The sequence below is a fragment of the Mucilaginibacter tolerans genome, from assembly GCF_030519375.1.
GTDB lineage: Bacteria > Bacteroidota > Bacteroidia > Sphingobacteriales > Sphingobacteriaceae > Mucilaginibacter.
In genome coordinates, this window is sequence record NZ_JAUMKB010000009.1 from 160,447 (window position 1) to 183,682 (window position 23,236).

General features: G+C 42.3%; 17 protein-coding genes. 10 read left to right on the plus strand and 7 right to left on the minus strand.

Going from position 1 to position 23,236, the window contains the following annotated elements; translation table 11 throughout:
* Positions 1-49 precede the first annotated feature (49 nt).
* The 3 genes from Q3A68_RS14215 to Q3A68_RS14225 all read left to right on the plus strand — a co-directional run bounded on the left by Q3A68_RS14215 (position 50) and on the right by Q3A68_RS14225 (position 6,791).
* Positions 50-499: a protein tyrosine phosphatase family protein gene (locus Q3A68_RS14215; RefSeq protein ID WP_302901768.1), complete on the plus strand. Its 450-nt coding sequence runs from the start codon at positions 50-52 to the stop codon at positions 497-499.
* Between the two features lie 565 nt (positions 500-1,064).
* Positions 1,065-3,869, plus strand: a complete 2,805-nt coding sequence (leuS, locus tag Q3A68_RS14220; protein ID WP_302901769.1) for a leucine--tRNA ligase — start codon at positions 1,065-1,067, stop codon at positions 3,867-3,869.
* Between the two features lie 390 nt (positions 3,870-4,259).
* Positions 4,260-6,791, plus strand: a complete 2,532-nt coding sequence (locus Q3A68_RS14225) for a TonB-dependent receptor (protein ID WP_302901770.1) — start codon at positions 4,260-4,262, stop codon at positions 6,789-6,791.
* A gap of 150 nt (positions 6,792-6,941) precedes the next feature.
* Here the strand turns inward: Q3A68_RS14225 and Q3A68_RS14230 are convergent, their stop codons facing one another.
* Entirely contained in the window at positions 6,942-8,753 is a 1,812-nt protein-coding gene (locus tag Q3A68_RS14230; protein WP_302901771.1) for a MutS-related protein, read from the minus strand.
* A 75-nt stretch (positions 8,754-8,828) separates the two neighbouring features.
* On the opposite strand from Q3A68_RS14230, the gene rlmH reads away from it, so the two are divergent.
* The 3 genes from rlmH to Q3A68_RS14245 all read left to right on the plus strand — a co-directional run bounded on the left by rlmH (position 8,829) and on the right by Q3A68_RS14245 (position 11,327).
* The gene (gene rlmH / locus Q3A68_RS14235) at positions 8,829-9,302 is read left to right on the plus strand and encodes a 23S rRNA (pseudouridine(1915)-N(3))-methyltransferase RlmH (RefSeq protein ID WP_302901772.1); all 474 of its coding nucleotides are present in this window, start codon (positions 8,829-8,831) and stop codon (positions 9,300-9,302) included.
* Positions 9,303-9,409: 107 nt separating this feature from the next.
* Positions 9,410-10,366, plus strand: coding sequence for an aspartyl/asparaginyl beta-hydroxylase domain-containing protein (locus Q3A68_RS14240; protein WP_302901773.1), 957 nt, complete (start codon positions 9,410-9,412; stop codon positions 10,364-10,366).
* A gap of 10 nt (positions 10,367-10,376) precedes the next feature.
* Positions 10,377-11,327, plus strand: coding sequence for a cation diffusion facilitator family transporter (locus Q3A68_RS14245; RefSeq protein ID WP_302901774.1), 951 nt, complete (start codon positions 10,377-10,379; stop codon positions 11,325-11,327).
* 83 nt (positions 11,328-11,410) lie between these two features.
* Here Q3A68_RS14245 and Q3A68_RS14250 read toward each other — a convergent pair whose 3' ends face one another.
* Positions 11,411-11,950 (minus strand): DUF5606 family protein, encoded by a 540-nt coding sequence (locus Q3A68_RS14250; RefSeq protein ID WP_302901775.1) that lies wholly within the window; start codon positions 11,948-11,950, stop codon positions 11,411-11,413.
* 141 nt (positions 11,951-12,091) lie between these two features.
* On the minus strand, positions 12,092-12,553 hold the full coding sequence (locus Q3A68_RS14255) for a peptidylprolyl isomerase (RefSeq protein ID WP_302901776.1): 462 nt from the start codon (positions 12,551-12,553) through the stop codon (positions 12,092-12,094).
* Positions 12,554-12,761: 208 nt separating this feature from the next.
* Between Q3A68_RS14255 and Q3A68_RS14260 the strand changes: the two genes are divergently transcribed.
* Complete coding sequence (locus Q3A68_RS14260) at positions 12,762-13,505, plus strand: peptidase associated/transthyretin-like domain-containing protein (protein WP_302901777.1); 744 nt, start codon at positions 12,762-12,764, stop codon at positions 13,503-13,505.
* 135 nt (positions 13,506-13,640) lie between these two features.
* Positions 13,641-14,822 carry an asparagine synthetase B gene (locus Q3A68_RS14265; protein WP_302901850.1) on the plus strand — a complete coding sequence of 394 codons (1,182 nt, stop codon included), beginning with the start codon at positions 13,641-13,643 and terminating at the stop codon, positions 14,820-14,822.
* A gap of 61 nt (positions 14,823-14,883) precedes the next feature.
* Here Q3A68_RS14265 and Q3A68_RS14270 read toward each other — a convergent pair whose 3' ends face one another.
* Genes Q3A68_RS14270 through lpxK form a run of 3 tightly spaced genes read right to left on the minus strand, consistent with a single transcriptional unit; the run spans position 14,884 to position 18,828 of the window.
* Entirely contained in the window at positions 14,884-16,989 is a 2,106-nt protein-coding gene (locus tag Q3A68_RS14270) for a putative porin (RefSeq protein WP_302901778.1), read from the minus strand.
* A complete protein-coding gene (locus Q3A68_RS14275) occupies positions 16,989-17,804 on the minus strand; it encodes a purine-nucleoside phosphorylase (protein WP_302901779.1) in 816 nt (271 codons plus the stop codon). The genes Q3A68_RS14270 and Q3A68_RS14275 overlap by 1 nt, the downstream gene beginning before the upstream one ends.
* Positions 17,767-18,828 carry a tetraacyldisaccharide 4'-kinase gene (lpxK, locus tag Q3A68_RS14280; RefSeq protein ID WP_302901780.1) on the minus strand — a complete coding sequence of 354 codons (1,062 nt, stop codon included), beginning with the start codon at positions 18,826-18,828 and terminating at the stop codon, positions 17,767-17,769. Before lpxK ends, Q3A68_RS14275 begins: the two co-directional genes overlap by 38 nt.
* 78 nt (positions 18,829-18,906) lie before the next feature.
* On the opposite strand from lpxK, the gene Q3A68_RS14285 reads away from it, so the two are divergent.
* Both Q3A68_RS14285 and dnaK read left to right on the plus strand, forming a co-directional pair.
* Positions 18,907-19,818: a serine hydrolase gene (locus Q3A68_RS14285; protein WP_302901781.1), complete on the plus strand. Its 912-nt coding sequence runs from the start codon at positions 18,907-18,909 to the stop codon at positions 19,816-19,818.
* Between the two features lie 159 nt (positions 19,819-19,977).
* A complete protein-coding gene (gene dnaK, locus Q3A68_RS14290) occupies positions 19,978-21,885 on the plus strand; it encodes a molecular chaperone DnaK (protein WP_302901782.1) in 1,908 nt (635 codons plus the stop codon).
* A gap of 335 nt (positions 21,886-22,220) precedes the next feature.
* Here the strand turns inward: dnaK and Q3A68_RS14295 are convergent, their stop codons facing one another.
* Positions 22,221-23,123, minus strand: a complete 903-nt coding sequence (locus tag Q3A68_RS14295; RefSeq protein ID WP_302901783.1) for a nucleotidyltransferase family protein — start codon at positions 23,121-23,123, stop codon at positions 22,221-22,223.
* Positions 23,124-23,236 lie beyond the last annotated feature (113 nt).

Here is a 23,236-nt window from a genome sequence, read left to right on the forward strand (position 1 = left end):
AACTCAATCAACTTATTCAAGTTAATCAACCACTCACTATCTTTACATCATGAGCGACATCTACAACTTCAAACAGGTATCTGGTCTGCTGGCATGTGCTGGTCAACCACGTGAAGGGCAACTGCAAAGTATAGCCGATGATGGGTACCAGGTTGTTATTAATCTTGGTTTATCAGATGGCAAATATGCTTTGGCTGACGAAGCGGCATCGGTTGCTAAATTGGGATTAGCGTATCACCAACTGCCGATTATTTTTGACAATCCGCAGTTGAGCGAGTTGATTGATTTTATCAAGCTGATGAATGAGCATAGCCATCAAAAGACATTGGTGCATTGTGCTGCTAATTACCGTGCATCAGCATTTACTGGCTTATACCTTTTTTCTGCTGATATTTTAAGTCAGGATGAAATGCAAGGGTTTATTGAAGATGTATGGCAACCTGATGGAATATGGCAGCAGTTTATTGATGATGCTGTGGAATGGTTGGAGAGTAGTTGATTAGGTTGATTGAGTTAGATTAAGTTGATCGGGTTATCAACTGCTAAGATTAAATTTTCAAATTGAAATTTTAATAATACTTCCCCATCACCATATCATCATATGATAATATTTGGCTTGCTGTGTAGTAGAGATAGAAAGGAGATCGGATTATTACAAATATACAAATAATTATTTATTTGTAAAGAATTTTATTTAATAATCCGTTTTGTCCGTCCGTTTTTGAGCACCAGTAGCCGTGAGACAAAACGGACAAGGTTATTCGATACAAGAGTTTGTCTGGTTTGTATTATCGCTGTCTATACAAAAAAACGGACGGACATTTACCGGCATAAGCATTGCTCTCTGTTGTGTACTGTCATGTCTGTCACGCTGTGCCTATGCAGTGAGACAGTGCGTGACAGTTTCTTCAGGGTGTCATGTCTGTCACGCTGGACAGGTCTCCCGTGACGGACATGACACTCGCTTAACCCTATCAACCACTTAACCACTTAACCATTCAACTAAGTCAACTAATTCAGCCATTTTTCTTAATTTCGCAACCTCAAACGCGAATCTATTACCAATGGACTACCAATTTAAAGATATAGAGCAAAAGTGGCAGCAGTTTTGGGCCGAAAATCAAACCTTTAAGGCTGATAACAACTCTGCCAAACCCAAGTATTATGTGTTGGATATGTTCCCCTATCCGTCAGGTGCAGGGCTGCATGTGGGGCATCCGCTGGGTTATATCGCTTCTGATATTTTTGCGCGCTATAAGCGTTTGCGTGGCTTTAACGTGCTGCACCCTATGGGCTACGACAGCTTTGGCTTACCTGCCGAGCAGTACGCCATTCAAACCGGGCAGCATCCCGCTATTACTACCGAGACCAACATTGCTACCTACCGTCGTCAGTTGGATCAGATCGGATTTTCATTCGACTGGAGCCGAGAAGTACGCACCAGTTCCCCTGATTTTTACAAGTGGACGCAGTGGATATTTATGCAGTTGTTTAACTCGTGGTATAATAAATCTGCGGATAAAGCTGAATCAATAGATAAGTTGGTTAAACATTTTGAGCAGAGTGGGTCTGCCGGTGTAAATGCGGCCAGTGATGAAGAAGTATTGACCTTTACTGCCGCCGAGTGGAAAGCGATGAGCAACCAGGCGCAACAGGAAGAACTGTTAAAATACCGCCTTACTTATCTGCGCGAAAGTACGGTAAACTGGTGTGCCGCATTAGGTACTGTATTGGCTAACGATGAAGTGAAAGACGGCTTCAGCGAGCGTGGCGGTTATCCCGTTGAGCAAAAGAAAATGATGCAGTGGAGCATGCGTATCACCGCCTATTCCGAGCGTTTACTGCAAGGTTTGGATACCATCGACTGGCCCGAACCTTTGAAAGAAATGCAACGCAACTGGATAGGTAAGAGCGTTGGTGCGAGTGTAAAGTTCCCGATAAATAAAAACGCTGACCACTTACCACTCACCACGCACGACTATATTGAAGTGTTTACTACGAGAGTTGACACCATTTTCGGTGTTACCTTTTTGGTACTCGCTCCTGAGCATGAGTTAGTGCCCGCATTAACTACGCCTGAGCAAAAGGCTGTGGTAGATGCTTACGTGGCACAAAGCAAAAAGAAATCGGAGCTGGACCGTATGTCGGATACCAAAACCGTATCGGGCGCTTTTACAGGCGGTTATGTGATCAACCCGGTGAACCATGAATTAGTGCCTATTTTTATAGCCGACTATGTTTTGGCGGGATACGGCACAGGCGCGGTAATGGCAGTACCATCAGGCGATCAGCGTGACTATTTGTTTGCTAAGCACTTTAATTTACCGATAGTACCGATCATCGACATACAAAACATCGACACTGAAGCCGACCCAACCAAAGAGGGAGCTTATATCAACTCCGACTTTATGAACGGGTTGAACTATAAGGATGGAACAGCTAAAGTAATCGAATTCCTCGAAAGCAAAGGCGCAGGCAAAGCTAAAGTAAACTTCAGGATGCGCGATGCCATATTCGGCCGTCAGCGTTACTGGGGTGAGCCAGTTCCTGTTTACTTTAAGGACAATCTTCCTCATTTGATTGAGGAGAAGGATTTGCCGCTCATATTACCTGAAGTAGATAAATATTTACCTACTGAAACAGGGGAACCACCTTTAGCAAGGGCTACAAACTGGAAACACGCGGACGGTGCATACGAACACTCCACCATGCCGGGCTGGGCTGGCTCAAGCTGGTACTGGTACCGCTACATGGATGCGCAAAACGATAAAGAGTTTGCATCACAAAAAGCAATTGAATATTGGAAGGATGTCGATCTGTACATCGGAGGGTCAGAACATGCTACCGGTCACCTCTTATACAGTCGTTTCTGGAACAAGTTTTTAAAGGATATGAACCTTGTGGTGGAAGAAGAGCCGTTTAAAAAGCTCATCAACCAGGGGATGATACAAGGTCGGAGTAATTTTGTATACAGATTGATAGATGATGGGGGACGTGGGACAAATACCTTTGTCTCGCATGGTTTGATCAAACAATATAAAACATATCCATTGCACGTGGATGTGAATATTGTTGAGAATGATATTCTTGACACCAACAAATTCAAACAATGGCGCGATGATTTTCAGGATGCAGAATTCATTCTTGAAAACGGTAAATACATCTGCGGTGTGGAGATCGAGAAGATGTCGAAATCCAAGTTCAACGTAGTCAACCCGGATGACCTGATCGCTCGTTATGGTGCCGATACATTGCGCATGTACGAAATGTTCCTCGGACCATTAGAGCAAAGCAAACCGTGGAACACGAACGGTATCGAAGGCGTATTCAAGTTCCTGCGCAAGTTCTGGAAGCTTTTCCATGATGAGCAGTTCAACTTCAGGGTATCGGCAGATGCACCTACTAAGGCTGAATTGAAATCATTACATAAGATCATCCGCAAGGTAGAAGAAGATATTGATCGTTTCTCGTTCAATACCTCAGTCTCCAGCTTTATGATCGCCGTAAATGAGCTGACCGACCTGAAATGCAACAAAAGGGCTATCCTTCAGGATTTGGTAGTGGTATTGTCTTCTTATGCGCCACATATCTGCGAGGAGCTTTGGGTATTGCTTGGCAATCAAGCAGGTACGTTATCTTATGCAGCCTATCCAAAGTTTAATCCGGAATATTTGATCGAGGATGAGTTTGCCTACCCTATTTCTATCAACGGCAAAATGAAAATGAACCTGAATATTTCATTAAGCCTTGATCCTCCTGCCATCGAAAACGTGGTAGTTGGCAATGCTGATGTACAAAAATACCTGGACGGCAAAGCGCCTAAAAAGGTGATCGTGGTTAAGGGCAGGATTGTGAATATTGTGGTGTAAATACAAATATCACGTCTAACAAGGGTGTCATGCTGAGGGCATCGAAGCATGGTGGGTAGGGCCTCTACGCACCGCACTTCGACTGAGCTCAGTGTGACACCCATTTTTCTGGGGTTACACACTACAACGTGAAAAACAAACCTATCATCCGCAATGACGCATGAGATTTTGTTTCACCAACCACTGTTACAAAATAGAGAACGAAACAAACCCAAACGCTTTTAAGATCTTTGTCCAATTTGTCACAGCACAATTGTTATACCCCAACGGACGGACACCCTTTATTTACTCACGTAACGAATAAGTGACAAAAGGGTTAATGGCAGAAAAATGAGCTTTCCGCTGTAACATTTACACTAATTTCGCCTCCAATTACGAAAATGATTTGAAATGAAACGTATACTTTTACTTTTTGCAATAATATTATCAACGGTACTTACAGCCAAAGCGCAGCTTGGTGGTGTAGGTGGCGGCTCATCTATAGTGGGGAAGGTATCGGGCATACTAATCGACTCTGTTTCCAAAAAACCTTTGGATTATGCTTCTGTAAGCATTTTCCGCGCAACAGGTACTTCTCCAATCAATGGCGTACTGACTGACGAAAAAGGCGGCTTTAAGCTCGAAGGGCTTCACCCGGGCAGTTATAAGCTGAGAATTACCTATGTAGGTTATCCGGATAAGTTTGTTACCGGCGTTGTTACCACCGACTCCAAACCTGATAAAAACATGGGTACTATTGTGGTTGCACCGAGCGCAAAGTCGCTGAAGGGTGTTGAGATCACTGGTACAGCAGCATTGGTAGAGAACAAAATAGACAAGATTGTATACAATGCTGAAAAAGACCTTACCGCCGCAGGTGGTAATGCCAGCGATGTGCTGCAAAAAGTGCCCCTGGTAGCGGTAGATATGAATGGTAACGTTTCGATACGCGGTGACCAGAACGTACGTGTACTGATCAATGGTAAGCCAACAGGCGCTTCCTCTGCCAGTTTATCGGACGTGTTGAAAACCATTCCTGCCGATCAGATCAAAAGCATCGAGGTGATCACCTCACCATCGGCAAAATACGATGCAGAAGGTTCGGCAGGTATTATCAACATCATTACCAAGCAAAAGAATATGACTGGCATCAGCGGTTCAATTAGCGGTGGTGTAGGTACCCGTCAGAACAATGGCAACATGAACCTGAACTATAACAAAAACCGTTTTAGCTTGTCGATGAATGCCGGCGGTAACTTAACCTGGCCCCAAACTTCGTTAACGACCTTCAAAAACGAGATTCAGCGGGATACCGTGCATTTTGCCAACAACTCGAGCGGTTCTACTTATTTGAAAAGACATGGCGCTATAGGCAACGTTTCGATGAACTATGATTTCAATGCTTTTAACTCTATCCATACCAATATCCGTTTGAACCAGGGTGGTTTTGATCCGACGTCAACTACTCAGAATGATTATATTAATTACATTACACCAGACTCAAATAGGCACTATCAAGGCCATAGCCACAGTCACAATACTTTCGGTGGCTTTGACTGGAACCTGGATTATACCCACAAGTTCAAAAAAGAAGGTGAAGAGCTGGACATTTCAACCCAATGGAGCCACAGCAAGATCGTTACAGATTACACCAACGATTATTACGGTAACCTCCCTGTAGGTTATGATAACACCCAGAACAATATCAATGGTTTAAACAATGAATATACTTTGCAGGTAGATTATACCCTTCCTGTAAGCAAAACCTTTAAATGGGAAGTAGGTGGCAAAGAGATCATCCGTCGTATTAACAGTACGTCAGATTTGTTTGATCCGGTTCCTCCGCATTCAGATAATTTTGTATTTGATGACCTGAATTCAAGTAAATACAATTATCACCAGAACGTAACAGCCGGATACAGTGTGTTTACCATTACCCTGCCAAAATCATGGACCGTCATGGCGGGCTTACGTGATGAATATACAAGTATAGATGGTGCTGCGACTTCACAGGCCGAGCAGGATCTCCCACCTGTTAACCAGGGCTACAATACCTTGATACCGAGCTTAACCTTGCAAAAGGCATTAACTTCTACGCAGACCCTCAAGTTATCGTACAGCAAACGTATTACGCGCCCAAGCTTGCAGTTCCTGAATCCGTATATAAACAAAAACAATATCACAGCTCAGACGGAAGGTAACCCGAACCTGTCGGCAGAAGTATCGCAGTCAATCGAGTTGGGATATACTACGTTTATCAAATCGTCGGTTATCAATACTTCGCTCTACTACAGGCATACTGCCGACGTGATCGAAAACATTGTAGGTCCGCTTATTACAGCTGATACCAGCGTACATGGTACCTTAACCCAGTATCAGAACGCTACAGTAAATAACTCATTTGGTTTTAGTTTCTTTGGATCTATCAACCCAATTAAGATACTGACCATCCGTGGTAGCGTGAATGTTTATACCTATCACCCTACACCGTACCCGCAGTATGCGCTGTTCTTTTCACAGACCGGAACCTACGTACAATACAATGCCTTCCTGATGGCCGAACTTGATTTGAGCAGTGGTTTTATAGCACAGGTTTTTGCCGTAGAAAACTCTCCTCGGCATACCATTCAGGGTACTAACCCGTCATTCAGTATTCTTGGTGCAGGTGTGCGTAAGCAGTTCATGAAGAAGAAAGCCTCTATCGGTATCAATACATTGGAGCCGTTTAATAAGTACAAACACTTCGACACCAAGACGGTTAGCACTGGTATTAACCAAAGCAGCACCTTTGCGTTTCCGTTCCGCTCAGTTGGTTTAACATTTAGCTACAGCTTCGGTAAAACAACTTTCAGCAACCCACAAAAGAAAAAGGGCGTTGATAATGACGACCTGAAACAAGGAGATTCAGGCTCTCCCGGCAGTGCAGGCCCCGGTAGCAGGTAATAAATATTAGATTGTCAATTATATTCAGGTGTGCAGGCGAGTAATCATCTGCACATTTTTTTTACACGATTATTGGATTTTAAAGATTAGGGAACATTTGTCCGCTGCTGTCACGCAGCACTGGCACCCCGTGACGGACGGACACCTCAATTACGATTCGACATTGATACCTATTTGCTTTAAGAGAAGAGAAGCATTAAAGGTCTTGCATTCACCATGTTTGATCTTGTAATCGAACAGCATCTCACCATCTTTTACCTGTATATCGAAATAAAAATTGCGGATATAATCCGGGTATTGTTTCTCTAATTCTGCTATCTGCAGGTCGTGTGTAGCCACCATCCCCACTCCTTTTTTGCCGATTAACTGCTGTATCACTGCTTTTGAACCGAGATATTTATCAACCGAATTGGTTCCGCGCAGCATTTCATCTATCAGGAAAAATATTTTGGCATCACTATCAACGGCAGCGAGCAATAGCTGTAAACGGTCGAGCTCCGCCTTAAAAGTGGAGGTACTTTCATTCAGTGAGTCCTTAATCCGCATGTAACTCAGCACAGTCATCACCGACACCCGCATCGACTCGGCGCAAACGGGTGCACCAGATAAAGCCAATACGATATTGATACCTATCGTTCTAAGGAAAGTGCTTTTTCCGGCCATATTAGAGCCGGTGATAATATCGATCTTATGAGTATCCGTCAGTTCATAATCATTAGCTACTCGCTGATTAACCGGGATTAAAGGATGAGCGATCTGTTTTGCAGCTATGGTATAAGTTTCACTTTCAACTATCTCAGGGAAGCACCAATCTGGATAATTGATGCGCATGCTTGCCAGGCTAATGAGCGCTTCATACTCAGCTATTACATCAAAAGCTTCTTCCAGGCTCTGCTGGTTATTTTTCTTCCAGTTTTCAATGGCGATCACCATTCGTATATCCCAGAGGAAAAAGGTATTGAGTATAAAACTGGCCACCACGTTTAAACGATAATTCAGTTTATTGATGAGCTTGGATAGTTCCTCTACCCGCACAGAGATCGCCTCAGTTTCGGTATGCTTAATTCTTCCTGATTGTGTTTTTAAATAAGCGGATTCCCATTGTTCATTCTCGATACTCTTAAAGGCGGATACAAAGTGTTTTAAAGACTCCCCTATTTTCCCTGCTATCAGGTCGGTCTTTTTGACGGTCTTTGTCTGTGATAGAACGATTCTCACATTTACTAAAGCCAATAGCCCTGCGAAATAGCGTAAGGGGGTATAAAAAATGGCGACTATAATCACGCTGAGCAGCAAATAAGGGGCGACCTTACTATAGTAGGCCAGCCATTTCTGGTCTTCCAGTTCAATCGGGATCTTTAAATATTCAAGCAGGTTTTTTATTTGTTCTTTCTGTTGTTTTATGGAGAATACCAGGTGGCTCTGGATGTCAATCCGCCAATTATTTTTTGAACCGATCTCGCTCACAGCTTGTTGGCGTAACAGAATAGCATTTTTAGATTCAGGTGCATTCAGCCATTTAGCAAGCTTGGCAATGCCCGGGAAAGTTGCAGCGCGGTTGATCAGTTGAAAGAGTGAGCCATCACCGAATATATCAAGGTCTGAAGTGTAATTGTGTTTATCATTTACAAACCATCGACCATTATGATAGATATTGGTTCGGGTAGTAATGCTTCCTATTTCATTCTCGTTTACCGTTTTTACATTCTGAAAATAGTTTTTTAATACTTCAAATTGGCTTTGCTTATTTATAACCCATGCAAAACAAAGGCTCAATGTTACCAGCGAAAGCATGATGATCGTGAAATCATCCAAACTAACACCTATACATATTGATACGATAAACAGAGCAAAAATGCCCAGCCGGTAAAGGGAATAGGTATTCAGGAGTTCCTTGTATTTATTACCTTGCTCTGCTGCTGCATTAACCCTGTTTTGATAATCGCCTATGATATGTTCCACTGATTTATTTTAATTTTGATGTTGAAATGTGATAAGTATTGTAGCATTTCGGCTTTACAACTTTACAACAAAAAAATGAAAATCACCCTGCTGATAGTTGGCAAAACAGAGGATGCTTATTTAAAGGAAGGGATTGATAAATACCTGAAGCGGCTAAAGTATTACGCCAAAGTCGAAGTCGTTGAAATCGCCGAGTTAAAAAACACCAAAGCGCTAACCGAGCAACAGCAAAAAGCGAAGGAGGCTGAACTGATCCTCAAAAAAATAACGGCGATTGATTATGTGATATTGCTGGATGAAAAAGGTATAGAATTATCTTCAGCGCAATTTGCAGCTTACATTGATAAAAAAGCAGTCGGCTCTGTCGCTAACCTTGTTTTTATTGTAGGCGGACCATACGGTTTTGACCAAACTGTTTATCTGCGGGCTAACGATAAACTTTCTCTATCGCGTATGACGTTTTCGCACCAGATGGTACGTTTATTTTTTGTTGAACAGCTTTATCGCGCTTTTACTATCATTAAAGGTGAGCCTTATCACCACCCCTGACTAAAAAGACAAAATCGTCAGGATTTTGTAAAATACGCATTGTTGGGTGATGCGAAATGCATTTTGTAACTACTGGTTACTTAATTTTGTGATAAATCCCCTATGACATGCATCAAATATTACTCGAGTTAGTTTCTGTAAAGTTCATCATCCTTTACATTCTTATTATCTCTACTGTCATTGTTCATTACAGGGGGAAAATCAGGTATAAGTTTTTCAGGCAGCTTACCGACCACTCCACCTTCATGGCGCCCATCAATATACCGATGTACGCGCTATCCGGCGTGGAGAATAAGCCATACATCAGCCAGGCAAATTTTCCGCAGCTTGCCATATTAAAAGCTAACTGGCAGACAATACGTGATGAGGCCTTACAGTTGGAACGCGAGGAATTGATCAAAGGATCGGACAAGTATAATGATGTGGGCTTTAATTCATTCTTCAGACGCGGCTGGAAACGTTTTTACCTGAAATGGTATGATGATTTCCATGAGTCGGCTAAGAAACATTGCCCTCAAACCATCGAGCTGATAAAGAGCGTGCCTTCTATCAAGGCAGCTATGTTTGCTGTGTTACCTGCCGGGAGTCAGCTTTTACAACACCGGGATCCTTATGCAGGTTCGTTGCGTTATCATTTAGGACTGATTACCCCCAACTCAGAAGATTGCCATATTATCGTAGATGGTGAAAGCTATTACTGGAAAGATGGTGATGATGTGATCTTCGACGAAACCTATATCCATCATGCGGAAAATAAAACAGATGTTGACCGGATCATCCTATTCTGTGACATCGAACGCCCGGTAAAAACCATATTCGGTCGCGGGTGGAACAAATTTTTCGGATGGTTTATTATGGCAGCGGCCGCTTCGCCCAATATGGGTAACGATAAAACAGGGAATATCAACAAAGTATTCAAATACATTTACTCTATCAGGCTATTGGGCAAGCGCATCAAAGCTTACAACATAAAACTGTATTATGTTGTAAAATACCTGTTATTATTGATCATATTGTACTTCGCATTTTTCAGGTGGATCATTAATCTGATTTTTAAACATTAACTTTGCCTGCATGGCAGCAGGTCACGATCATTCGCACTCACATTCCCATTCGCACGGGCACGGTCATCATCATCATCACGACCATACCCCGAAGCTGGATCATTTAAACAGCGCCTTTATCATCGGCATTGTTTTAAATTCGGCTTTTGTTGTACTGGAAGTGATTGCCGGATTGTGGAGCCATTCATTGTCCCTATTGACCGACGCCGGACATAACCTGAGTGATGTTGCCGGGCTTGCTTTAGCGCTGTTAGCATTTAAACTAAGTAAAGTCAACGCTAACCAGGATTATACCTACGGATACAAACGCTCTACTATTATCGTATCTTTCTTTAATGCTTTGGTATTGTTTATTGCTGTGGGTTTCATTGGTTACGAAGCCGTTATGCGCTTCATTCATCCCGAAACGATAGCAGGAGGGACAATGGCCTGGGTAGCGTTCGCAGGTATAGGCATCAACGGCTTTACCGCCTGGCTTTTTGTAAAGGGCAAAGACACCGACCTGAACGTGAAGGGGGCCTACCTGCATATGGCAGTGGACGCTATCGTATCGTTTGGTGTGGTGATATCAGGTATGATCATCTATTTCACCCATTTATACTGGATTGACAGCGTAGTAAGTTTGATCGTTGCCATCGTTATCCTGCGCGGCACCTGGAGCCTGCTGATCGATAGCTTACGCCTCGAGATGGATGGAGTTCCAAAGGAAATGGATCTGGAAAAAATCAAGCAGGAACTGATGAAAGCCAAGGGTGTTGTAGATGTTCATCATATTCACGTATGGGCGCTAAGCACAACCGAGAATGCCCTGACCGCACATTTGGTGATCGATCAGAATTCGGTATCTTCTTTTGATACCATTAAACACGATCTGCGTCACCGCCTGGAACATTTATCAATCAGCCACAGCACCTTCGAGCCTGAGTTTTCGGATGAGAAGTGTTTGCATGTGGATTGTTAAAAAGCATAAATTTTAAAAATAAAAAAGTCATACCGAAACAAGTTCAGCATGACCCCATTATTGTATAGCTTAATAACTTAACGTTATTTTTTCTTTGCCTTAGCAGCTTTCGGAGCAGCCACTTCTTCCGCAACTTCAGTCTTCGCTTTTGCAGGCGCTTTCGCTTTCTTAGCAGGCTTAACCTCTTCCACAGCTTCAACTACAGACTCTTGCTCTGCAACAGGTGCTGCTTCACTCGGATCTGGCTCGCTGAACAAAGGCAAATCTTTCAGGATATGGTACCATGAAACAATCTTCTTTATATCAGAAGAATATACCTTCTCCTCATCATGACCAGGAGCTACCTCCCTAAAAAATTCGCGTAATTGTTTGCCGTCAGCCTTAGCATCCGGAACGCTCTTAGCATCCTTCATACGACCAAACACATCCACCAAACGAATATCTTCATAATCGCCGAAAATGGTGATCTCGTCCAGAGCGGCAATCTTGGCAGTCGACAGATTGGCTACCAATTTTGTTTTATTAGCGTCGAGGCTTTCCAGGATAAAACCTGTTTTGTTCTGAGCTAATGCTTTCCACAAACCTGGTTTGCCAGATACCGCTACTATTCCACGTAAATTCATTTTTTATTGTTATATTGGTTGTAATAGTTGTAGTGGTTGTAAAAGTTGTAGTGATTATAAAAGGTTGTCAGGGTTAAAAATGTTTGTCACTTTTACAACCTCTCCAACTTTTATAACTTTTTCAACAATTTCAACTTTTATTTATTCCTCAATCACTTCAACACCTAAAATTTTGTCGCCCTGACGGATGCTGTCAACCACTTCCACATTTTCGATCACTTTACCAAAGCAGGTATGGTTTCTGTCGAGGTGGGCGGTATTATCACGGCTGTGGCAGACAAAAAACTGCGAGCCACCCGTATTACGGCCTGCATGAGCCATTGAAAGCACACCACGGTCGTGGTATTGATTATCGCCGGTTAGCTCACAATCAATGTGGTAACCCGGACCGCCTGATCCCGCGCGATAAGCTGTTTCAGGGTTTTTCGAGAAAGGGCATCCGCCTTGTATTACGAAGTTTGGAATTACACGATGGAAAGTTACGCCATCGTAAAAACCTTCTTTAGCCAGTTTCTTGAAGTTTGCAACTGTATTTGGAGCATCTTTATCGTAGAACTCTACGGTCATGTCGCCTTTTGCAGTCTTGATTATTGCTTTGCTCATTGCTTCTATTTAATTGGACTGCAAAGTTAGTAAAAAAGGGTAAAGCCGAAAGCTGAAAGGAGAAAGTGCATTAAATTACAAATACATAAAATACATTGGCAGAAAGGAATCAGTCATCTAAAATCTAAATTGTTAAAAATAGTTAAGATAGTATTTCACACTCCCTAAATCACAATACCTTCTGAAATATTTCGTTACTTTAGCGGGTATGATACGTGCTTTTCTGATTTCTATACTGCTATTATTCATCGTCAATTTAAGTTTTGCACAGGGTAATTTGACGGGACGCGTTTATGAAAATAAGACCCGGATACCAATTGCCGGGGTCAGCATTCAAAATTTAAATTCCAATATTTTTACTGTAAGTGACAAGAATGGCTTGTTCTCTATTCGTGCCCATGTTGGCGATCTGGTTACATTTTCCTCTTTCGCTTATGAAGCCGATACATTGTTCGTAAAAGATCTGAGTTCTACTGAAATTTTAATGGACCTAAAGGGCACGAACCTGAAAGGTGTTACCATTAGGGACCAACAAACAAGGTTGGGCAGCCTGACTGCGCCAGCCACCCTATCGCCATTTGGGGGGCAAACGGTGGTTTATTCAAGAGATGCTAATGGGAATTACAAAGGCGGCCTTTCGATGAATATATTTGATTCACATTCCGATGCAAAAAAGAGACAAAAAGATATACAGTTAGGAAAAGATGAGGAACTAAAGCGCCAAATAGCAAAGGAATTTAGTCCTGATAACTTGAAGGGCTATATACCATTAAAGGGGCAGGAGATGATAAATTTTATCATTATGTATACCCCAACGATTGACACATATACAAGTCCGGAGTTTAATTTCACCATGTATATAGATTCAAGCTACAAGGAGTTTTTGAAAATTCCGAAAGAAAGACGTGAGTCGAAAGACCTTACCGACCTGCATGCTAAACCAAGTGAGTAACGATTCCGTTAAAATCATAATAGCCTCAATAATTATTCGTTACTTTTGAGAATGAAGCGCCTCCGAAGATTTCTGTTGGTTTTTACCTTAGTTGTTACGCCTTTGCTCACAATGGCAGCGTCTATTCTTATACCTATGGACGAGGAACAGAAGGACCATCTGAAATCATATGGTATAGCCTTTTGGACGCTTAAAAATGGTGAAGAGGTAGACTGGTTGCTCAACTACCGTGGTGGCAGCTTTATGATGAAGTATAATAAAGCCATTGAGGATGAGTGCAAGATCCGCGGTGTAAGTTACACGGTACTCGCCGATGCAAAAGTAAGCGAAATCATTACCGAAATAAGCGACCCGTCAGTAAATATGGATTTGGTGAAACTGGAAAAGGCACCAAAGATTGCCGTTTACTCGCCAAAAAATAAACTCCCATGGGATGATGCGGTTACCCTTGTACTGAAATATGCCGAAATACCTTATGACGTAGTATACGATGAAGAAGTAGTACGCGGAGATTTACCCAAATATGACTGGCTGCATCTGCATCACGAAGATTTTACCGGGCAATACAGTAAATTTTATGGCTCATTCCGCTATGCACAATGGTATAACGATGACGAAAAAATACAGGAAGCCATGGCGCATAAATTGGGCTTTAAGAAAGTATCGCAAATGAAACTTTCGGTCGCAGAGCATATCCGCGATTTTTGCTCAGGTGGCGGCTTCTTATTTGCCATGTGCTCCGGTACCGACACTTTTGATATTTCACTTGCGGCAGCCAACACTGACATCTGCGAAAGTATGTTCGACGGCGATGCTGCTGACCCGGACGCACAATCCAAACTGGATTTTACACAAACCTTCGCTTTCCAGAATTTCACACTCGACATGAACCCTATGTCGCACCAGTTCAGTAACATTGACGTAACTACTACCCGCCAGGTTGAACGCACAAGAGATTTCTTCAGCCTGTTTGATTTTTCCGCCAAATGGGATGTAGTACCCAGCATGCTCACTCAGAATCATGATAAAGTAATTAAAGGATTTATGGGGCTGACCACAGCCTTTAACGAAAAATTACTTAAACCCGGCGTAACCATTATGGGCGAGATGAAAACCGGCAACGAGGCCCGTTATATCCATGGTGAGTATGGCAAGGGACAATGGACATTTTACGGAGGTCACGATCCGGAAGATTACCAGCACGTAGTAGGTGATCCTCCTACCGATCTGAAATTGCACCCAAATTCACCCGGATACCGTTTGATACTCAACAACGTGTTATTCCCTGCAGCACATAAAAAGAAACAGAAAACTTGATTCAGTTTGCAGTGAGCATTTGACATAATAATTTGCAAACTGCATACGGGTAACTGCAAACTCAATTATAGAACGACCACGAAACGCCTATCTTCAATAAATGATCGGGGCCAGGGTAACGGTTAACCATATAATATCCTTTGCTGAATATTCCCTGGTTGGCATAATCGTATGTTACAAAAATATTGGTACGGATCAGCGTCGCCTTGAAAAACACTGATGCTACCGGATAAGATGAAAAAGTAAGATTAGGACTACTATTATAAAACTGGCCAAGTCCTACGGCGTAGGAAGGTGCTACATAAGGCGTATTATAGCGAACATTAATGCCAAAATTACTGTTCAGCACGCTAAATAACAGCTTAGAATAGTATAAGCTACTGTAGGTATACACAGAAGGGGTGCGTAAGGTATTTTGATAATCACTTTTTTGGTAAACTACGTAGTTATCAAAATGCCATCTCCGCCAGGAAAGGTTCTTTCCCAAGCTCAGCTTTATCAGGTTGATAGGATTATGCAACTGTGTGGGCGTAGCATCTATTCCGTTAGGCTCAGCTGTGAAATACAGGTAATCGTTTATCAGATAATACTCTGCTTTCAGATCAAGCTTCAGCAGATCATTGATATAGTTGAATGAGAGATTAGTTGTTTTTTGATTGCTGAAACTATTGTGGAATATAAAGTGGTTAGATATCCAATCGGTGTAAACCAGCGGAGGCGAGCTGCTTTGCTGATAGGCTCCCAGTATGATCCTGCCCGCTTTTTGTCCACCCGAAACGCTCAGCTTTGCTTCATAAAGAAAGTTGCCAAAATCACGACCTGCAGCTATTTGCTGCAGGTCGACATCAAGCAGTATTCTATTGCTGAACCGATAGCCTGCTTTTGCCTTTAACGTGATATCCTGGATAGCATTGTTTTGCACCCGTTGATTGACTACCTGCCGCGAAAAGTTAGCATTGGTAATTGTATCAGTAACATACTGTTGATATTTGTAATAGTCATGAACCAAACCCAGGTCTACCTTAACCTCGTTTTTTACTATACCTGTTGATTTTCCACGCAGATAAAAGCTGTATGAAAACCCATTTTGTAAATGGAAAACGGAAAGCGAATCCCTTGAATAAGTTGAACTATAATAATAATCAGGGAAAACACCATAAGTATCGGGCTCATTTTGCAGGAATTTATAAGTGTTTTTGTTATAATAAAGGGTGTAAGATACCCGCTGTGTCGGCAAAATTTTAGTTTTGTCGACGCTTTTTATTGTGGTATCGATTTTACCGATATAATAAAACTGTTTAATGTAAAAACCATTATTCCGGATATTATCGCTTGAATTATATAATCTTACCGGCTGATTTTGCGATGTAACGTAACCGCTTGTTGCCGGAGCTGTATAAATCGAATCATTCTGTATCGAACCGTTCTCGGGTGCTTTCAGGTTATTGAAATTATAGCTGGCTAACAGGTTATAACGTTTGCTTTTGGATTCATACCAGGAGAATATTGCGCCTGTCAGGTCACTGACAGCCTGACGCGGGTAAAAACCGTGTGACCCGATAAAGTTCAAATTAAAACCTACATTCAACTGGGGATTGATGTTTTGTGTATGCAATACCTTAAACATCTGTTCTTTTACACCACTTGCAAAGAGCGATAAGTTGGTATAAGGCACACGCGCTTTGTAATACTGAATGTCCTGCGGCGTAAAAAGATAAGCATCCAGAAAATGCTGACCTACATCAAAGCCTATAGTTTTACTTGGCTCAAATAACAGGCTGCGCTCAGCGAGCCCCAGGTTACCTAATCCTATTTTAGGACTTCGTGGCTGGTAAAGCGGACTGTAATTTTCAAAATTGACAAGTCCTGTATCCAGCGGAAAAACCTGTGTACTATCACTTAACAACCGTTCATTGGTTACCCTAATAAATTTAGATGTAAAAATAACCGAGTCGCGTTTTTTCTCTTCTTTTTGCCTTTCAGCATCTATTTGTGCGTCGCCGCTAAGTTGTTTGCCGGGTTTATTGGTTGCAGTGTCAGTATTAAAATTATTCCTTCTGATGTTATTATTCGGGTAGCCGGGTATGTTCGGAGTTTGAGCTAACGCCATACCTGCCGAAAAGCATATCAGCATTACAAGAAGAATATATCGGAGTCGCTTATGCATTAAAGGCCGGCAATCAATTGTTTAAGTATTAATGTCATTTTGGGCTCAGCTTCGTGTGCAACAGCCAGAATTTCCTCAACCGACACCGGGTGCAAAGTATCTGGGAAACCTTCGTCGGTTAGAACCGATATTGCAAAAACCGGCAATCCCATATGATTAGCTACAATCACTTCAGGCACAGTGCTCATGCCGACCGCATCGCCGCCAATTATCCGCAGATACCGGTATTCTGCCTTTGTTTCGAGGTTTGGCCCCGTCACAGCTACATAAACACCTTTATGGCAGGTAATATTGTTCTCTTTGGCAATATTAAGTGCATTTGCAATCAGATCGCGACGATAAGGTTCGCTCATATCAGGAAAGCGCGGCCCTAATTCTTCCTCATTTCTGCCGATCAAAGGATTGTGTGTTTGCAGGTTGATGTGATCTTCAATCACCATCAGATCGCCCTTTTTGAAATCCGGGTTCAACGAGCCACTGGCATTGGATACGAACAGGGTTTTTATGCCCAGCATTTTCATTACCCTTACCGGGAAAGTGATCTGCTGCATGGTATACCCCTCGTAATAATGCAAACGGCCCTGCATAGCCACTACCTTTTTACCGGCCAGCGTTCCAAATATCAGTTTACCTGAATGAAACTCAAGTGTCGAAATCGGAAAGTCGGGGATATTGGAGTACATCAGTTGTTTTTCAACTTCGATCTCAGTTACTAAGCCACCGAGGCCGGTACCCAGTATGATGCCTATTTCTGGCTCAAAATCGCCTATGCGACTTTTAATGTATAAGGTGGTTTGTTGTATGTTCTCTAACATATTTTATAACTAACTGATCGAATTGCTGCGCCTCATTGTTTAAGAATTGTATCCCTATCGGAATGACCAAAACCGGCAACGATTGCACTAGCGGAAGCAGTTCGTGTTCAACTAAACGCTGTGCATCCTTTTCTGTTGTAATGATCACTTTTTTTTTCGCTGTAGAGGCAGCAAATTCATCGGCAAGTTTACTGATATTTTTTAAGCTAAAGCGATGATGATCGGGATAATTATGATGCATCAGCTTCGAAGTATGCTTTTTTATGTGCTGCACTAAAGGTTTCGAACTGGCAATACCTGTCAGCAAAAATACGGTTGTATCATTATCTAATTCCACATCCGATCGCTCCCTGTTCAAATCTTGTAAAGGCAGGTAAACAATTGACGTAAAGAATAAAGATTGATAAGGTAACGGGTCAATCCTTTCGATGACTTTTCGTTGCTCTTCCTCACTTAATTGCTCCGGGCATTTACTAACAACTATAATATCCGCCCGCCATCGTCCGCTGAATGGCTCGCGCAGATTGCCTGCGGGTAAAAGCAAAAGTGGTTCCTTAATTCTGCTATAATCAAACAATAAAATACTCAGTCCTGGTTTTACAGCGCGGTGCTGATAGGCATCATCCATTAAAACCAAATTGTTTGTATTAATAAGTTCTTTAAGGCCATCAACCCGTTTTTCGCATACCACAACTGTTATATCAGGAAACTTGTGTTTAAACTGCAAGGGCTCATCGCCCACCTCTTCGGCAGTTGAATCAGTTGTAACAGTTAAAAACCCTTTGGTCTTTCGCCCATACCCGCGGCTCAAGGTTGCCAGTTTATAATAATCCTTGAGCAATCTGACCAGGTACTCTGTCATTGGCGATTTACCTGCTCCGCCTACATCCAGATTACCGACTGAGACCACGGGCATTTTAAATTTCCGGCTTTTCAATATCCCACCATCATAGCACCAGTTGCGGATAGCTACAACAAGGCCATATAATAAGGAGAAGGGGAATAAGAGCCAACGGAGTTTCATATAATCGGTAAAGATATAAAAAACGCTCCGATAGGGATTTTGTGCGCAGTTTTATAACTTAGTTTTTAAAACCAGGTGATGAAACTTAAATTATCTATCGTTTTCTTTTTCGCATTCGCTGCTAATACCTTCGCCCAAACCGATACCAAACTCACCGTTCAACTACAGGATGCGGTAAAAGGCTTCAAAGGTCAGGTGGGTATTTATGTAAAAAACTTGAAAACAGGCAAAACAGCATCTATTAACGCCGATACTTTGTTTCCTACTGCCAGCATGATCAAGGTAAGCATACAATGCGCGGTTATGGATAAGATAGAAAAAGGAGAATTAGCTTATAATCAGAAGCTGATCTACCGTGATTCATTACTGTACCCCGGCGAAGATATTCTGGGTTCGTTTAAAGACAAGGATACCATCGAACTAAGTAAAGTAGTTTTGCTGATGATCACTATGAGCGATAACACTGCTAGTACCTGGCTGCAAAGGATCGTGACAGGTGAATACATCAACAACTGGCTGGATAAAAATGGTTTTAAAGTTTTACGGGTAAATTCAAGAGTAAAGGGCCGTGAAGCTATCCGTTCCAAATATGGTTGGGGTGTCAGTACGCCTTATGAAATGTGCCGTTTGTTCACCATGATACGCAATGGTGAGGCGGTTAGCCCAGCGGCAAGTGAACGCATGTACCGTGACCTGGTACGTATTTATTGGGATGACAGGTCTTTATCCCAAATACCACCTTATGTACAAGCGGCCAGTAAAAGCGGGTCCTTGGATGAAGCCAAATCAGAAACTGTTTTGGTAAATGCCCCGCATGGCGATTATGTTTTCTCGGTAATGACCAACAATAATAAGGATCAAAGCTGGACACCTAATAATGAGGCTCATCAGCTCATCCGTAAAATATCGGCATTGCTATGGCATTATTACGAACCAAAAAGCGACTGGAAGCCCGCTCCTGGCATAGACAAGTTAATGCTGAACGAGTGACACTATTCTGACAACCTGTCACGGATTCCATGCACTTTCCTGACGAAATATGAAGTGTTTTTGACGCCCTGAAGCCTTTTTTACTGCCAAAGTGATATTGGCATACGCCTTGTTGATACTGCATAGGTTTAATATCAAAAAAGGAAAAATCAATCATATATGTCTAAAATAATTGGAATCGACTTAGGAACAACGAACTCTTGCGTTGCAGTAATGGAAGGTAACGAACCTGTAGTTATTGCCAACAGCGAGGGTAAACGTACTACGCCGTCAGTTGTAGCGTTTGTTGACAACGGCGAGCGTAAGGTAGGTGACCCTGCCAAGCGCCAGGCTATCACCAACCCTACAAAAACAATTTATTCTATCAAACGCTTCATGGGTAACAAATTCGATGAAGTAACCAAAGAAGCTGGCCGTGTACCGTACAAAGTGGTTAAAGGCGACAATAACACTCCACGTGTTGAGATCGATGACCGTAAATATACCCCACAGGAAATTTCAGCTATGATACTTCAGAAAATGAAGAAAACTGCTGAAGACTTTTTAGGTACCGAAGTAAGCGAAGCAGTTATTACTGTACCAGCTTATTTTAACGATGCACAACGTCAGGCTACCAAAGAAGCCGGTGAAATTGCGGGCTTAAAAGTTCGCCGTATCATCAACGAGCCTACTGCTGCTGCCCTTGCCTATGGTTTGGACAAAGCACACAAGGATATGAAGATCGTTGTGTTCGACTGCGGTGGTGGTACACATGACGTGTCGGTACTTGAGTTAGGCGATGGCGTGTTCGAAGTAAAATCAACCGACGGTGACACTCACCTTGGTGGTGACGACTTTGACCAGGTAATTATCGACTGGCTGGCTGACGAATTTAAAAACGACGAAGGCATCGATCTGCGTAAAGACCCAATGGCTTTACAACGTCTGAAAGATTCTGCTGAAAAAGCTAAAATTGAGCTTTCAAGCACTTCTCAAAGCGAGATCAACCTGCCATATATTACAGCTGCCGACGGTATGCCTAAGCACCTGGTTAAAACCTTAACCCGTGCTAAATTTGAGCAACTGTCTGATTCGCTGATCAAACGTACTATCGAACCTTGTAAAACAGCTTTGAAAGCTGCTGGGTTAAGTACTTCGGATATCGACGAGATTATCCTGGTAGGTGGTTCAACCCGTATCCCTGCTATACAGGAAGCTGTACAGAAATTCTTCGGTAAAGCTCCTTCAAAAGGTGTAAACCCTGACGAAGTAGTTGCTATAGGTGCGGCTATACAAGGTGGTGTTTTAACCGGTGAAGTAAAAGATGTTTTACTGCTCGACGTTACTCCGCTTTCATTAGGTATCGAAACTATGGGTGGTGTAATGACCAAACTGATCGAAGCAAATACTACGATCCCGACCAAAAAATCGGAGGTGTTCTCTACCGCATCTGATAGCCAGCCTTCTGTTGAGATCCATATCTTACAGGGCGAACGTCCGATGGCTGCTCAGAACAGAACGTTAGGCCGCTTCCACCTGGATGGAATTCCACCAGCTCCACGTGGTGTGCCACAGATCGAAGTATCATTCGACATCGATGCTAATGGTATATTACACGTATCAGCTAAAGATAAAGCTACTGGTAAAGAACAAAAGATCCGTATCGAAGCTTCATCGGGCTTAACTGATGCTGAAATTAAGAAGATGAAGGACGAAGCAGAAGCAAATGCTGAAGCTGACAAAAAGGCAAAAGAGGAAGTTGAAAAACTGAACTCTGCCGATGCCCTGATCTTTACTACCGAAAAGCAACTGAAAGAGTATGGCGACAAGATATCAGCTGATAAAAAAGCTCCTATAGAAGAAGGTTTGAAAAAATTAAAAGAAGCTTATGCTTCTAAGAACCTCGACGCTATCGATGCCGCACAAACTGAGCTGAATGCTGCATGGACCGCTGCATCTGAAGAGATGTACAAAGCCGCAGGTGATGCCGGTCAGGCTCAGCCAGGTGCTGATGGTGCAGGCGCGGGCGCTTCACAAGGTGCTGCCGGTGACCATGTAACCGATGTTGACTTCGAAGAAGTAAAATAATAATCCATATAGATAAAAGCCCGTCCTGTTAAAGTTAAACAGCGACGGGCTTTTTTGCGTTACAGTTCACCACTTAGGAAGAGAATGCAATAGTTATGATCACAAAAACGATCGAAGCAAGCAAAATTGCGATCATCATGTTCAGGAAGGATCTTATGGCTAACATGGCTTGAAGATTTCTTACTATAAATATGGGTGAAAAATCGTTGCAAAAATTTCAAACTATACCATCGTGCAGATATACTACACGAGCGTATATTTATGCTATACAAATGGATTTACAACAAAAAAATCCCGCCTATTGAGCGGGATTTTATAATATCTGTAAAAGAATATTATGACCAGAGATTAGACGGATAAACACCGTCTGCAACTAGTTTAGAAATACTAGCCTGCACAATGGGTTTATCTTCCTTGTAAGTAACACCGAACCATTTTGATTGCGTCGGGATAACTTTGAATGAAGCTGTACCTGATTTGATCAATTCATCAGCAGCAAGCGGAATAAAGAATTCCGCCTTAGGATTATTTTCATTTGCTTCAACAAACCTTTTAAACATCGGCTCACTTTGTTTGAAGATAGCCGGAGTAAAGCCCCAGAAATTCATCGATACACGGGTATCATTTGGCAATCCATGCTCGCCTGTTGCGTCTTTGTAAGCCACAGTACCATCCTCTTTGAAATATACCTCAGTGCGCTCATTAATCTCAACCATGTTTCCCTTATCATCCACTTTACATACACCGCGAGATACAGAACCATAATCTGATAAAGTTTTATCTATCTGGTAGCCCACTAAAGAATAAGTGTCATCAGCGGCCTCAGTGGTCAGGAATTTAGCCATTTTTTCAAAAGCTTCCCGACCATAGTAATCATCAGCGTTGATTACACAGAAAGGCTCGTGAACCTGATGGCGTGCAGAAAGTACGGCATGCTGTGTACCCCACGGTTTTGCTCTTTCAATAGTTTTATCAATACCGAAAGGTTTCAGATCATAACTTTGGAATACATAATCGGTTTCAACGCGGCCTTTTAATTTAGGCTCGAAGATCGCTTTAAAAGTATCTGCAAACTCCTCGCGGATGATAAAGCTGATCTTACCGAATCCGGCATTAATGGCATCATAGATAGAATAGTCGATAATTGTTTCACCATTTGGACCGAAGCCGTCAACCTGCTTCATGCTTCCGTAGCGGCTGGCCATACCTGCGGCCAGTATCAGTAGAGTGGGTTTCATATTTGTTTATTAGGTGCTGTTTTGAGTGTTTTTGCGTTTAATTATATCTCAAAGGACATTTATACTCAAATTGTTTTGGTAAAGTTTATTTTCCAAAACTAAATTTTAAATGT

Coding starts and splice junctions, on each gene's coding strand:
- Q3A68_RS14215 (WP_302901768.1), top strand. CDS start 50: ATGAGCGACATCTACAACTTCAAACAGGTATCTGGTCTGCTGGCATGT.
- leuS (WP_302901769.1), top strand. CDS start 1,065: ATGGACTACCAATTTAAAGATATAGAGCAAAAGTGGCAGCAGTTTTGG.
- Q3A68_RS14225 (WP_302901770.1), top strand. CDS start 4,260: ATGAAACGTATACTTTTACTTTTTGCAATAATATTATCAACGGTACTT.
- rlmH (WP_302901772.1), top strand. CDS start 8,829: ATGAAAATCACCCTGCTGATAGTTGGCAAAACAGAGGATGCTTATTTA.
- Q3A68_RS14240 (WP_302901773.1), top strand. CDS start 9,410: ATGCATCAAATATTACTCGAGTTAGTTTCTGTAAAGTTCATCATCCTT.
- Q3A68_RS14245 (WP_302901774.1), top strand. CDS start 10,377: ATGGCAGCAGGTCACGATCATTCGCACTCACATTCCCATTCGCACGGG.
- Q3A68_RS14250 (WP_302901775.1), bottom strand. CDS start 11,950: ATGAATTTACGTGGAATAGTAGCGGTATCTGGCAAACCAGGTTTGTGG.
- Q3A68_RS14255 (WP_302901776.1), bottom strand. CDS start 12,553: ATGAGCAAAGCAATAATCAAGACTGCAAAAGGCGACATGACCGTAGAG.
- Q3A68_RS14260 (WP_302901777.1), top strand. CDS start 12,762: ATGATACGTGCTTTTCTGATTTCTATACTGCTATTATTCATCGTCAAT.
- Q3A68_RS14265 (WP_302901850.1), top strand. CDS start 13,641: ATGGACGAGGAACAGAAGGACCATCTGAAATCATATGGTATAGCCTTT.
- Q3A68_RS14270 (WP_302901778.1), bottom strand. CDS start 16,989: ATGCATAAGCGACTCCGATATATTCTTCTTGTAATGCTGATATGCTTT.
- Q3A68_RS14275 (WP_302901779.1), bottom strand. CDS start 17,804: ATGTTAGAGAACATACAACAAACCACCTTATACATTAAAAGTCGCATA.
- lpxK (WP_302901780.1), bottom strand. CDS start 18,828: ATGAAACTCCGTTGGCTCTTATTCCCCTTCTCCTTATTATATGGCCTT.
- Q3A68_RS14285 (WP_302901781.1), top strand. CDS start 18,907: ATGAAACTTAAATTATCTATCGTTTTCTTTTTCGCATTCGCTGCTAAT.
- dnaK (WP_302901782.1), top strand. CDS start 19,978: ATGTCTAAAATAATTGGAATCGACTTAGGAACAACGAACTCTTGCGTT.
- Q3A68_RS14295 (WP_302901783.1), bottom strand. CDS start 23,123: ATGAAACCCACTCTACTGATACTGGCCGCAGGTATGGCCAGCCGCTAC.